At 53.9% G+C, this 12799-nt stretch carries 7 protein-coding genes; 4 read left to right on the top strand and 3 right to left on the bottom strand.

Translation table 11 applies throughout. The features are described from left to right. Window positions 1-11: 11 nt before the first annotated feature. Together FHG12_RS05935 and FHG12_RS05930 are read right to left on the bottom strand one after the other, a co-directional pair. Window positions 12-2510, bottom strand: a complete 2499-nt coding sequence (locus FHG12_RS05935; RefSeq protein WP_139514854.1) for a glutaminase family protein — start codon at window positions 2508-2510, stop codon at window positions 12-14. A gap of 34 nt (window positions 2511-2544) precedes the next feature. Beyond that, window positions 2545-3687: a glycoside hydrolase family 172 protein gene (locus tag FHG12_RS05930; RefSeq protein ID WP_139514853.1), complete on the bottom strand. Its 1143-nt coding sequence runs from the start codon at window positions 3685-3687 to the stop codon at window positions 2545-2547. Between the two features lie 193 nt (window positions 3688-3880). On the opposite strand from FHG12_RS05930, the gene FHG12_RS05925 reads away from it, so the two are divergent. Continuing rightward, on the top strand, window positions 3881-4966 hold the full coding sequence (locus FHG12_RS05925; protein WP_139514852.1) for a glycoside hydrolase 5 family protein: 1086 nt from the start codon (window positions 3881-3883) through the stop codon (window positions 4964-4966). Window positions 4967-5046: 80 nt separating this feature from the next. On the opposite strand, the gene FHG12_RS05920 is transcribed toward FHG12_RS05925, so the two are convergent. Beyond that, window positions 5047-6105: a UDP-glucose--hexose-1-phosphate uridylyltransferase gene (locus tag FHG12_RS05920; RefSeq protein WP_139514851.1), complete on the bottom strand. Its 1059-nt coding sequence runs from the start codon at window positions 6103-6105 to the stop codon at window positions 5047-5049. A 726-nt stretch (window positions 6106-6831) separates the two neighbouring features. On the opposite strand from FHG12_RS05920, the gene FHG12_RS05915 reads away from it, so the two are divergent. From FHG12_RS05915 to FHG12_RS05905, 3 genes are all read left to right on the top strand, one after another. Then, window positions 6832-9885: a SusC/RagA family TonB-linked outer membrane protein gene (locus tag FHG12_RS05915; RefSeq protein WP_139514850.1), complete on the top strand. Its 3054-nt coding sequence runs from the start codon at window positions 6832-6834 to the stop codon at window positions 9883-9885. 21 nt (window positions 9886-9906) lie between these two features. Next, window positions 9907-11466, top strand: a complete 1560-nt coding sequence (locus FHG12_RS05910; RefSeq protein ID WP_139514849.1) for a RagB/SusD family nutrient uptake outer membrane protein — start codon at window positions 9907-9909, stop codon at window positions 11464-11466. Between the two features lie 232 nt (window positions 11467-11698). After that, a complete protein-coding gene (locus tag FHG12_RS05905; RefSeq protein ID WP_139514848.1) occupies window positions 11699-12769 on the top strand; it encodes a glycoside hydrolase family 43 protein in 1071 nt (356 codons plus the stop codon). Window positions 12770-12799 lie beyond the last annotated feature (30 nt).

Below are 12799 nucleotides of genomic sequence, written 5' to 3'. Positions count from 1 at the left end.
GGATGAGGCAGTTATTTCAACGGCTTACGAGCCAGGTCTTTCTCCAGCATTTTAATAAAATAGCCGCCAACCACCGAGCGCGCCCGAAACCCGACCGACTTGCCATCGGTAGTTTCGTGCCAGTCGCTGAGCGGAATGCGATCGGAGGTTTCGTTGGCGTAGCGATAAACAGGCTGAATAATCTTCTGAAAATCAGCGGGCGAGTCAGCTAAGGTCGCCGTCCAGAGTATCCAGTCCGACTTGCTGTAGGTTTTGCGGCTGTCGAGTGGCAAGCCGTAGGGCTGTTGCTTGGTCAAGTAATAGTTGATCTCCGTAGCGGCGATATCAGCTGGAAATACGTCCAAGCGTAATAGCTTGTCCCACACAAGGTTATACTTTTGGCTCCAAGTGCCTTTCTGATCGAACGTCAGGCTGTAGTGGTCGCCGTCTTTAGCCATCTGTACCCATTGCTGCGCCATGTCCTTAGCGAGTTTCTGATAGGTAGCGGCCGTGGCATTGTCGCCCTGCATGCCGGCTAATCGGCCGTAGCTGGCCAATCCCAAAATGGCCTTCACCGAAAGGTTGGCGTTGTGGGCGAGGTGGCCGGCGAAATCGTCGGTACATAGCTGATTCTCCGGGTCAAGACCGGCTTTCTGTAAGTACTGTGCCCAGGTAGTAAGCGCCGGCCAATGTTGCTTGGCATAGTTGGCATTGCCTTCGGCGGCGGCAATGGCGGCGGCCAAGATGAGCATGTTGCCGCTTTCCTCCACGGGCATGTCTTCGCCGTACGTCTGGCCGGTGGCCAGGGGGTAGGTGCCCACGTCGTGCGCGGCAAAGGGCTTGGTCCACTTGCCGCTTTCGGTGTAGTAGAAAATCGGGTCCATCATGCCCTTGAGTAGCGTGGGGTTGTAGCGCAGAAACAGCGGCGCCGACGGATAGGTAATGTCTACGGTGCCGATGGAGCCGTTGCTGAAATTCTCTTTGGAAAAAAACAACGGTTTGCCATCTGGGCCGGCTACCAACTTATGCGCAGCGATGGATTGGCGGTAGGCCAAAGCGCAAAGCTGCGCGTACTGCGAGCCTCCGGCAACTTGCGCTTCCTGGGCCATGTCGCTATCGAACTTAGTGCAAGCCGCTACCACACGGTCGTAGTCACGTTCAGCGGCTTGCAGCATTTGCTCGGTCGTGGTGCCGTCTTTGCGCCACCATGCCCGCAGCTTCTGCCCGAAGTATTCTACCGAATACACATCGTCGTAGCCTAATATAATATGTTGATTGACAGAAGATTGCCCGATTTTACCCAGATTAAATACCGCCGCTAGCTCCACCGGTCGGTCGTTGGCGGCGCGGGAGGCTTGGGCATCGTCATTTTTGGGCAAGGCTCCGGTTTGCTGAAAAGCGGCCCGCGATACTTTCGCCTCGCTGATGCGGGTGGTGGCCGCTTTGCTATCAACTCCCACATACGCATAGCCCCAATCGATGCGGACGTTGTCGCCCTTGGTGCCCAACACATTCTGGTCTTTGGTGCCCGTTCGGAGCAGTGTTAGTGGGCCAGCGGTGCTGCGCTGCCATTCCACCACTTGGCCCGGCGTGTTAATTGCCAGTTGCGGCGACGCGCCCATGTATAGCTGCACATCGTGCGTTTTGCCGTCGGTGGCCTGGGCACGGAACGTGATATACGAAGCGGGCCGCGACAGAACGGCTAAATCATCGAGTAGCAACGGCGACGTGAACGTTACGTCCAGCTGCACGGGTCCGCAGGCAAATTGGTAGCTGGTCTGGGTAGCCGTGAGCCGAACCGCTTTCTGGGTGGCGGTCAGGCGCGTATCGGTTGGTTTAGGTCCCACAAGGCCCACATCCAGCAAGCCAGGGCCTCCGGTGTTCTTGCAATGCAACGCTATGATATTCTGGCCTTTATGCAAAGTAGCCGCAGCTTTCGCCGCAATCGGAAACTCTTGGTATTCAGCTGAAAAACAGGGCGCACACGCGAAAGCCGGTTCGCCATTGAGGTACACGTCTACATCGTCGTCGTGCAGCATGTATAAGCTTAGCGAGCCTTTCGGTGCCTCTTTTAGCTCAATGGTGCGCCGTACCCACACGTCATCTCCTTTCCATTTAGAGTGGACGCCCGGCGCGTTGTCTTCGGTTGTGAGCAAGCCTTTGCCGGTCGTCCAAGTAGTAGCGTTGAAAGCAGGTTTCTGCCAATCGCTGGGTGGGGCCGTGTTGGTGTAGCGATAGGTGGCGGGCTGGATTTCAGAGCTGGCCGCCAGCATAGTAGGCGGCGTGTCGGGTTTGCCCAGAAAGTTATACGTTTTGCCGTCCACGCGCAGGTAGCCGAGTAAGCCTTGAGTGCGGCCGGTCCAGTGCTTGGTCGGTTGCCCGTAAAGCTGATCGCCAAACGACCACACGCTGGTGTACGGGTCGATGGTGACGAGCGGGTAGGCCGGCGCGCGGAGCTGTTGGGCCTGGGCCGTGCCTGCTAACAACGTCGCAGCCAGCCATAACTGTGTCGAAATGCGCTTCAAAAGCATAGAACTAGGATAGAGCGGAAGGTGCAGGGATGCGTTATTTTGTCTCCAGATCATCTTTGGAAGGCAGTTTTGGGAAGGCAGCGTGCGGCTCGGTCTGGTACCAGTAAGCCACCGACGAAATATCGTCTTGCAGCGGCAAATACCGGCCGTTGTAGCGCCAGCCCAACGCCTGAATGGTGATGCGCAAGTCCTTCTCGAAGCGAACCGGGTCGGGAATGTGCCAGCGGTACAAGCCAAAACGCTGATTGGCGTGGTACAACCCGTCGGGGCGAATGACCTGCGGCATGCCTGCGTAAGGCGTCGAAAACTCCTGGTACTGATGGGTTTTCTTGTTCTCGAAGTTGTAAGAGCCGCAGAAATAATCCTCTGTGCCTGTGTCGTTTATGGTCGGAAATTGCTTATCGCCGTCCAGAAAAAACTTGATTTCGCCTTCGCCCCACCAGTCGTTGCTGTTCACGCCCCACGCCATGTAAGTGCCCACGTACTGCCCGCGGCCCTTGATGTTGTCCACGATGGTATACACCTGCTTGTAAGGGATGGGGTTGACGCGCCGAAACTGGGCGTGGAAGTACGCCGCATCGTTGGGCACGTCGGTCAGCGTGTAATCAACTTGGTAATAAAGCACCATATCCTTCTCGTCCAGGTTTTCCAGCGTGATGCGGCACTTTTTGCGGAAAGGCATTTGCCAATAGCAGTTGAAAGCACTACCCGGATTTACCGTCACGGGCAGTGAATTGAGCGTCGCAAACTCGCCCCAGCCCATCCCGAAAAAGTCGCCCACCGGCACCTCCACCGACGGTTCCTTTTCGTCGTCCCAGTAAAAGCGCAGGATGGAAAAGCGCCAAATACCCGTAGGCGTCATCCAGATGTGCTGAATAGCCCCCGAGCCGTTGATTTCGGCTACTGTGAAGGTCTGGCCAGATTTTATGACCACGCTTGGGCTTACTTTCCAGCCTTGGCCTAAGTCGCGGGAAGCATTTTTGCCAGTGCCTTCGGTGGCCATGCCGCCTTTGCCCTTCTCGCCGGTAAAGTTCTCAGGGCTGATAGAGCGTGTTTTGGCGTCGGAGAGGCGGTAAATGTTACTCAGGTTACTGCCCAGTCCGTTGAATTTTTGGGCCAGAGCAGGCAGCACTGCGAGCCCTAACAAGAGCATGGCAAACAGCTTTTTCTTCAACATACCGGGTAGATGAAGTGGAGAAGGAAAGACCGTGTTCGAAATGCTAGATACGCAATCGTTTGCACAAGTCAATAGCCCGCCCTACATTGCTTCAAAGTCCTAGCTATTCTAGGATGAATGCTGGGCTGATATCATAATGTATTGACAATTAATGCGTTATGAAAAATAGTCTGTGATCTTACCTATTCCCTGTATGAAGAAAATATTCTGGTTTCTCTGGTTACTGTCGTTTGTTGCAACGGGCGGAAACGCGCAAAACCGCAAAAGCAAAGTCTCTAAAGCGGCTACTGCCACAGTATGGACGACCGAAAAAGCCAATGCTTGGTATCAGCAGCACCAGTGGATGACCGGCGCTAATTTTATTCCCAGCACGGCTATCAACCAGCTGGAAATGTGGCAAGCAGCCACTTTCGACCCCACCACCATCGACAAAGAACTGGGCTGGGCCGAAGGCATTGGGTTCAATACCATGCGCGTGTTTCTGCATCACCTTGCCTGGCAGCAAGATCCCAAAGGATTTAAGCAGCGCTTAGACCAGTATTTGGGCATTGCCGATAAACACCACATCCAAACCATCTTCGTGTTTTTTGACGATTGCTGGGGCAAGGATCCCAAAATCGGAACTCAGCCAGCTCCCAAAACCGGCATTCACAACTCGGGTTGGGTACAAGACCCCGGCGACCCGGCTTCCAAAGACTCAACGCAATTTCCGGCCTTGCAGAAGTACGTAACCGACGTGCTAACGCAGTTTGGAAAAGATAAACGCATCGCTCTATGGGACTTATACAACGAACCCGGTAATAACAGTAAAAACGATACGTCGCTGCCCCTAGTGCGCAACGTGTTTGCGTGGGCCCGCGCCGCCAATCCCGAGCAGCCTGTTAGCGTCGGGCTCTGGAACTGGGATTTTGAGAAACTCAATTCGTACCAGGCCACACATTCCGATGTGGTGACTTATCATAACTACGAAGATGTGTCTATGCATCAGCGTGTTATCCAGCTTCTGCGCGCTACGGGGCGTCCGCTGATTTGCACCGAGTATATGGCGCGGCCGCGCAACAGCCGTTTTGCTACTGTGCTGCCCATGATGAAAAAGGAAAATGTTGGCGCCATCAACTGGGGCTTGGTCGATGGCAAAACCAACACCAAGTATGCCTGGGACACGCCCTTAGCAGACGGCAGCGAACCCATCGAGTGGTTTCACGAAGTCTTCCGCAAGGACGGAACGCCCTACAGGCAGGATGAAGTTGACCTGATCAAAAAGCTCAACAAGAAGTAGTCGTTATCCAGCAACAAAAAACCCTTGCTACACTCGGTGGCAAGGGTTTTTTGTTTTGTAAGTGAATGGTAATAAAGAGGTTATCCCTTTAACTGCTCGGTCAGTTTGTAGTGGACATCCGACAAGCTACGCAGGCGTTCGGCGGCGAACTCAGCAGTTACGTCGCGTTGTGGGTTGGCCAGCATCTCGTAGCCAACCATAAACTTGCGAACGGTAGCCGAGCGCAGCAGTGGCGGGTAGAAATGCATGTGCATGTGCCAGCTTTCGTGCGGTTGCCCATCGGTGGGGCGCTGGTGAATGCCGGCCGAATACGGGAAGGAAATTTCGAAGAGGTTGTCGTAGCGAATCGTAAGGTTGCGCAATGCATCGGCAAAAGCATCTTTTTCGGCATCGGTAAGTTGCTCGATGGATTGCACGTGTCGGCGGGGGAGGAGCAGGGTTTCAAATGGCCATACAGCCCAATAAGGCACTAGCACCACAAAATGCTCGTTTTGGTAGACGATGCGCGTTTGCTCACGCAATTCGATCTCCAAATAATCAGATAGTAAGCTGCGGCCGTGCTCTTTAAAGTACGTTTCCTGCTGCACGGTTTCCTTAGCGGGGTCGCCGGGTACGGTGCGCTGCGCCCAAATCTGGCCGTGCGGGTGCGGGTTGCTGGCTCCCATCATAGAGCCCTTATTCTCAAATATTTGCACGTAGTTGATGTCGTCGCGGGCGCCTAGTTCCAGGTACTGCTCAATCCAGACGTCGACCACGCGCCGAATGGCGGCAGGCTCCATTTCGGGCAGCGTCAGGTCGTGACGCGGCGAAAAGCAAATCACGCGTGCCATTCCCGATTCGGCTTCCGCCCGCAACAGGCCGCCTACCTCCACAGAGCCCACTGGCACGTCGGTTTGCAGGGCCGCGAAGTCATTGCCGAACACGAACGTGCTGGTGTAAGGCGGGTTGACCACGTCGCCATTCACGCGGGTATTGCCGGGGCAGAGGTAGCAGGTCGGGTCGTAAGCGGGACGCACTTCGGGCTCGGCTTTTTCCTGCTGGCCTTGCCAAGGGCGCTTGGAGCGGTGCGGCGACACCAGGATCCATTCTCCCGTGAGTGGGTTGTAGCGGCGGTGCGAGTGTTCGGTTGTGTCAAACATGAAGTATGGAAAGGAGATGGGAAGTAGGTAGAACGGCTATAAAGAGCAATACGTCAGGCAATTAGGCAAGGCCACTGCTTGCAGCAAAGGTCCGTGTTAGGGATCGAAAATACGGATGTCATGGTAAGACAGAGGTGAATTTTATAAATACTTCGCAATCAAATAGATACAAACATGAGGCAAGGCGAGCGTAGATACTTGCCAGGGGCTTTCCGCGGAGTAGAGAATATTCTGTGATATAACTCCAAACAGCCCTGCAATAAAGGCACTTGAAGTAGCCAATGAAGCCAAGACGAGCGAAATATTGGCGGACTTAACTAGTAGACTAAGCACTTTTTAGAGGACTATTTACGCAAACGTTTGACTAAACCAAAGTATGCCTTTAACGATTAGGAAGGCATGTTTTAGCCAGAATGGCAACTGCTTTTAAACCCAACATTATGCAAACGAAACCTAAAATAGGGCAATTAGTCTTGACAATGGGGTTATTTACCACTAATCTTAGGCCCTCTAATGAGTAAGGTCCACCCACATTTTACTCCGGAAAAGCTGGACAATAAGCGTTTACGGCCCGCCTTTCTTCTTCCACCCGCTTGCCATTTTTTGTGACCCTCAATTGATCAATCTGCTAACTCCTAGCAGCAGTTCGGTTCTACGGTAGACTTGTGCAATCGATTGCTGCGTGCTTTAAACATCCCCACTCAATTTTTAAGCAAGAAGATTCTTATGAAAAAGCCAGTACCCAAAATGCGACGGCTGACCATTCCGGCACTTCTGTGCTGTCTGCCGCTGGCAGCAGCTGCCGAACCTACTGTATGGCACGAGAATAGCAGCATTTGGGCTTCGCAAGCCGATGTGACTGTTTCGGGCCGAGTGCTGGACGACAAGGGACAGCCCTTGCCCGGCGTAAACGTGGTCGTACGGGGAACTTCCAACGGGACACAAACTAACAGCGACGGCCAGTACAGCCTAACCGCTCCCGAAAATGCTACGCTGGTCTTCTCTTTCGTGGGCTACACGTCGCAGGAAGTTGCCCTCAATGGCCGCACGACCGTTAACGTAGCGCTGGGCTCTGATACAAAAGCTTTGAACGAGGTTGTGGTAGTGGGTTATTTATCCATCAACCGTGAACAAGTAACTGGCTCCGTATCAAAGGTCAGCCAAGAAGACATCCGACGCTCGCCGGTTGCCTCCGTAACCGAGGCTCTGCAGGGCCGGGTGGCAGGCGTTCAGGTAAATAATTCGGGCGCTCCGGGCCAAAACCCGATTGTAAACATCCGTGGTATCGGCTCTATTGCTCTGAATAGCAATCCGTTGTATGTTGTAGATGGCGTATGGACCAGCGATATCCGCGATATTAACCCTTCGGATATTGAGTCGACCACCATCCTAAAGGATGCGGCTTCGCTGGCGCCTTACGGTTCGCGCGGTGCTAACGGCGTAATCCTGATCACGACGCGGCGTGGCAAGCTCGGCAAGCCAGCCATCAACTTTAACGCTTACGGGGGGGTACAGAACATCCCGAAAACCTACGACTTAGCTGACACCCAGAAGTGGGCCGACGTCACTCGTATGATGTATACTAACGCGGGTCAAACTCCCTTCGCGGGAGCAGCCAATCCGCCTGCCATTAACACCGATTGGCAAAAAGCCTTGTTTCAGTCGGGGCGTGTGCAGAACTACAGCTTGGGCCTGAGCGGAGCTAGCGAGTTTGCCAACTACAATATTTCGGGCAGCTATTTCAATCAGAAAGGAACGATTGTAGGGCCGAAATTCGACCGCTACAGCCTGCGCCTGAATTCGGGGATTACCCGTGGCAAGTTCCACATGGATCAGTCGGCGCAGCTTTCACGGGCTTTCACCAAGCGGGTAAATGGCATTCCGTTCATCGACGTGATTCGGATGCTGCCCATCATTCCGGTGTACGACCCAACTACCGTTAGTGGCTTCGGCTTCGGTAACACCAACCAAGTGACGTTTGGTACTAACCCGGTTGGTTTACAGAAAGTATACAACGACACCAACACCGAAAATCGACTTATCGCTTCGCTTGCCCCCGAAATCAACATTTTTGATTTCCTGCGGTACCGGCTGAACTTGGGCATGGAATACCTAAGTTTTCAGGACCGGACTGAACGCAAGTATGGCCAAGCTGGCGGCTTGCGCATGAACGAGCCAGTTCGGCCAGCCGAACTATTTGAAGGCCGTGGCGACCGGCTTTTCCTTTTGGCTGAAAACACTCTGAACTTTCAGAAAAGCTTCGGTAACCATAACGTGAACGCGGTTGTGGGTTATACCGAACAAAAGAATACCTACAAATTTACCAATGCTACAGCGCAAGGGTTTGGTACGGGGCCCACGTACTACTGGTCGTTGGGAGCTGCCACTGGATCGTCGAGCGTAGACGGCGGCACGCGCCGTTGGACCAAGCGCTCGTACCTGGCCCAGGTAGCTTACGACTACGATGACCGCTACCTGCTGACGGGGGCTTACCGCCACGACGGATCTTCCTTGGTAGACCCCGCCAACAAGTGGGGCGATTTCTTCGCCTTCTCCGGCGGCTGGCGCATCAGCAAAGAAGCTTTCTTCTCCGGCGTATCGGGAATAAGCGACCTGAAGCTACGCGCGAGCTACGGCGAACTGGGTAATGACCAACTGCCTGAGTATCTGTCGTTTGGTTTAATAAATTCTAACGTCAACTATCCGTTTAATGGAACCGTTGTAAACGGTGCTATTCAGAACCAGTTGGCTAGCAAGAACTTAAAGTGGGAGAGCCGGGCTACTACCAACATAGGCTTCGATCTGGGCCTAATGGAAAACCGCGTGACGTTGGCGGCCGACTACTACATCTCGAAGACCAAGAATGCGCTCGTTAACCCGGCCATTCCCTTCTTCGAAGGAAACGTGGGTGTAAACCCTTATACGAACCTAGGACGGTTGGAGAACCGGGGTTTTGAGTTCCAGCTGGGCTACACCTCCGACCCGCAAAAAGACTTCCGTTACGGTGTTAGCGCTAACCTAACCACCCTGAAAAACAGAGTGAAAGAGTTGGCATTCGAAGGCCAGAACTATCCGGGCGGTCCCAGCGGCGTAGCCCGTACCGAAGCCGGTCAGCCAGTTGGCGCTTTCTACCTGATGCACAAGCTGGGGATTTTCCAGACCCAAGCCGACGTAGATGCCCACAAAGTGCAGCCCAGTGCCAAGCCCGGCGATGTTAAATATGAAGACATCAATGGCGATGGCCAGATTACGGATGCCGACCGCCGCTTCACGGGCAGCCCGTTCCCCAAGCTGCAATATGGCCTGAACCTGAACTTCGGCTACAAAGCATTCGACCTGACGGCGTTCCTGCAAGGTGTGCAGGGCAACGATATCTACAACGTGACCCGCTACTGGACAGACCGCATGGACGACAACGGCAACTTCCGCGCCGACTTAAACCCCTGGACGCCTAGCAACCCCTCGACCAGCACGCCGCGTCCGCTGCTAGGGGGTGGCCTCAACGCCTCGCCGCTCTCGGATCGTTGGCTCGAAAACGGCTCTTATCTGCGTTTGAAAAACGTGCAGCTAGGTTACACCCTGCCCAAAACGTTGCTGGAGCGCGTGAAAGGCATCGGTAGCTTACGAATCTATCTGACGGGTCAGAACTTATTAACGGCAACGAAATATACCGGCTACGACCCCGAAATCGTGGGTGCTGGGCCTTTAGCCCGTGGCGTTGACGAGGGCAACTACCCCAATCTGCGCACGGTTACGGCTGGCATTCAGCTCGGTTTCTAACCTATCAATCTTCTTACACTCATGACTACTTATAAAACCCGAGCCTTCGCAATCTTGGCCAGCTGCCTGCTGCTGACCACCGCTTGCGAAAAAGACTTGCTAAATCAACCGAACCCGAACGCTCCGACCACCGAGTCGTTCTGGAAAACTGAAGCCGACGCGCTGAAAGGCCTAACTGCGGCCTATAGCGGCTTACAACTCAACGGTACCTACCGCCGCTGGATTCATTTCGGTTATGACATTCGTTCTGATGAAGGATTTTCTTCGAGCCCCTGGCCTGAGCTACAGAACTTTACCAAAACTGTGCTTACGGATTACGACTTCGAAGTAAACCGCGATACTTGGGCCAACCACTACCAGGCCGTTAACCGCGCAAACCAAGTATTGTCGTATGTGCCTGCTATTCAGATGAATGACAAGCTGAAGACGCGCATACTGGCCGAAGCACATTTTCTGCGGGCGCTCAACTATTTCAACTTGGTGGAACTGTATGGCCGCCCCGTATTGGCAACGGAACCTTCCAGCGCAGACTACCGCCCGCCGCAAGCTGCTAGCGAACAGGAAGTATGGAACTTGGTCATTGCCGATCTGCAAACCGCCAAGGCTGGCCTAGACGAAAAATATACCGGCGCTGACGTGGGTCGTGCTACCAAAGGGGCCGCTACTGCCTTGCTGGGCAAAGTATATATGCAGCAGCGCAAGTGGGCTGAGGCCAGCACTCAGTTTGCCGAAGTAATGAAAATGGGCTACTCCTTAGCCCCGAACTTCTACGATAATTTCCGGCACACCAGCGAAAACAATTCGGAGTCGGTTTTTGAGGTGCAGTTTGTTGGCGAATACAGCGCCGACCGTGACGATGACTTTGCTGGCGCTTCGGAAGCTCTCCAGCGCTCGCAGTTCTTTGGCTTGCCGGGCAAAGGCTGGACCGATGGCGAAGCTCGCCCGTGGCTCATCACCGAGTTCTTGAAAGAACGCACTACCGCAGGCAAAAAGGATCCCCGCTTGGCTACTACCTTATTCTTTGCGCGTTCGCGTGCGGGCTATCCTGTCGACCCGACTGACCCAGTCGATCAGGACCAACTGGCCTACGATAAAATGACCTTGGAGGAACGCTTCAAAACCGATGAGTACAACCGCAACCGCGTGTATTGGCGCAAGTACGAAAATGATTACTGGCGCGACGCAGAAGGCTACTATTCTCCCATCAACTTCCGCGTCATCCGCTATGCCGACGTGTTGCTGATGCAAGCCGAAGCGCTCAACGAGCAAGGCCAGACGGCGGCTGCCATCCCGCTGATCAACCAAGTGCGCGCCCGCGTGCAACTGGCTCCGCTGGGTAGTATGAGCCAGAGTGACTTGCGCACCCAGATCATGCACGAGCGCGTAACGGAACTGGCCGGCGAAAATACCCGCTGGCACGACCTGATCCGGTGGGGCTTGCTGGATAACCAGGCCGGCATCGATCAGCTGAAAACCCGCGACGCTGACTTTAGCCTATTTGTGGTAGGCAAATCCAAATATTTGCCCATCCCGCGCAACGACGTGAACATTGCCCAGTTGCAGCAAAACCCCCAATGGTAAGGCTGCCCACAAAGTGAGTTGAATTAAACAGCCGTTTCGGCCTTGTACACACAAGCTGGAGCGGCTGTTTTTATGCCGTATTCTTTATGTTGCCATCGCTAGCAAACTTCCATGGCATAATGTGATCTGCGCTCCTTAGTAACAGATTTTTATGAGGTTTACATCTATATATAACTGCTTATTTATCAAATAGATAAGGTTTTAAAAAGAATTTGCTCTTAATTCCACAACCATGATTTTCATTCATCGTTCCTGGCGACTCGTTGCGGTTGCGTTGCTGCTCGCAAGTGCTTCCTGCAAAAAAACGAACCCGGGCGGCACCCCAACGCCGGTTACTCCCCCCGTTGTTAGAAGTACCCAATTCAAAAATCCACTGCTATCATCAGGCCCTGATCCGTGGGTCTACCAGAAAGACGGCTATTACTATTACATGAACACGACCGGAGGCGACTTGCAGCTTCGCAAGACTGCGAAGATGTCGGAGTTGAATTCAGCGTTCAGCAAAGTCATCTGGTCGCCGCCCACCTCCGGACCCAACTCCAAAGACGTTTGGGCCCCCGAAATTCACTTCCTCGACGGCAAATGGTACGTGTATTTTACGGCCGGCCCTGGCAACTGCTGCGGCGGGCAGCGCACGTGGGTACTGGAAAATACGGCCGCCGATCCTACCACGGGCACTTGGGTTGAAAAAGGTCGTATTTACAACCCCACCGAAGATTATTGGGCCATTGATGGTACAGTGATGGAGCAAAACGGCAAGCGGTATTTCCTGTGGTCGGGCCAAGACGGGCAAAGCACGGTGCAGCGCCTGTACATCTCCGAAATGAGCAACCCCTGGACGCTTACCGGCCCGCGCGTAGAGCTTTCGCATCCCGAGTATGAGTGGGAAAAGAACGGCGAACCCGACGTAAACGAAGGCCCGGAAGTAATTCAGCATGGCGGCAAAACTTTTCTGGTATACTCGGCAAGCCATTGCGATACTGACGATTACGCCTTAGGGATGCTAACTGCTTCTTCCACTGCCGACCCGATGAAACTGGCGTCCTGGACCAAATCGGCCACGCCGGTATTCACCAAAAATGCGGCGAGTGAGGCCTACGGTCCTGGCCACAACGGCTTCTTCAAATCGAAGGACGGGCAAGAAGACTGGATTATCTACCACGCGAACGCGGGCCCAAACCAGCGTTGCGGCAACCAACGCGTGCCGCGCATGCAGAAATTCGGCTGGAATCCTGACGGCACGCCCAATTTTGGCACTCCTGTCTCCCTAAATGTGCTCATCAATAAGCCAAGTGGAGAATAAGAATAAGTTGTTGGTAATCATTGGTATACA

Source organism: Hymenobacter jejuensis, assembly GCF_006337165.1.
Lineage (GTDB): Bacteria > Bacteroidota > Bacteroidia > Cytophagales > Hymenobacteraceae > Hymenobacter > Hymenobacter jejuensis.
Note: the sequence above shows the minus strand (reverse complement) of the source record. Positions and strands in the feature narration are given on the sequence as shown.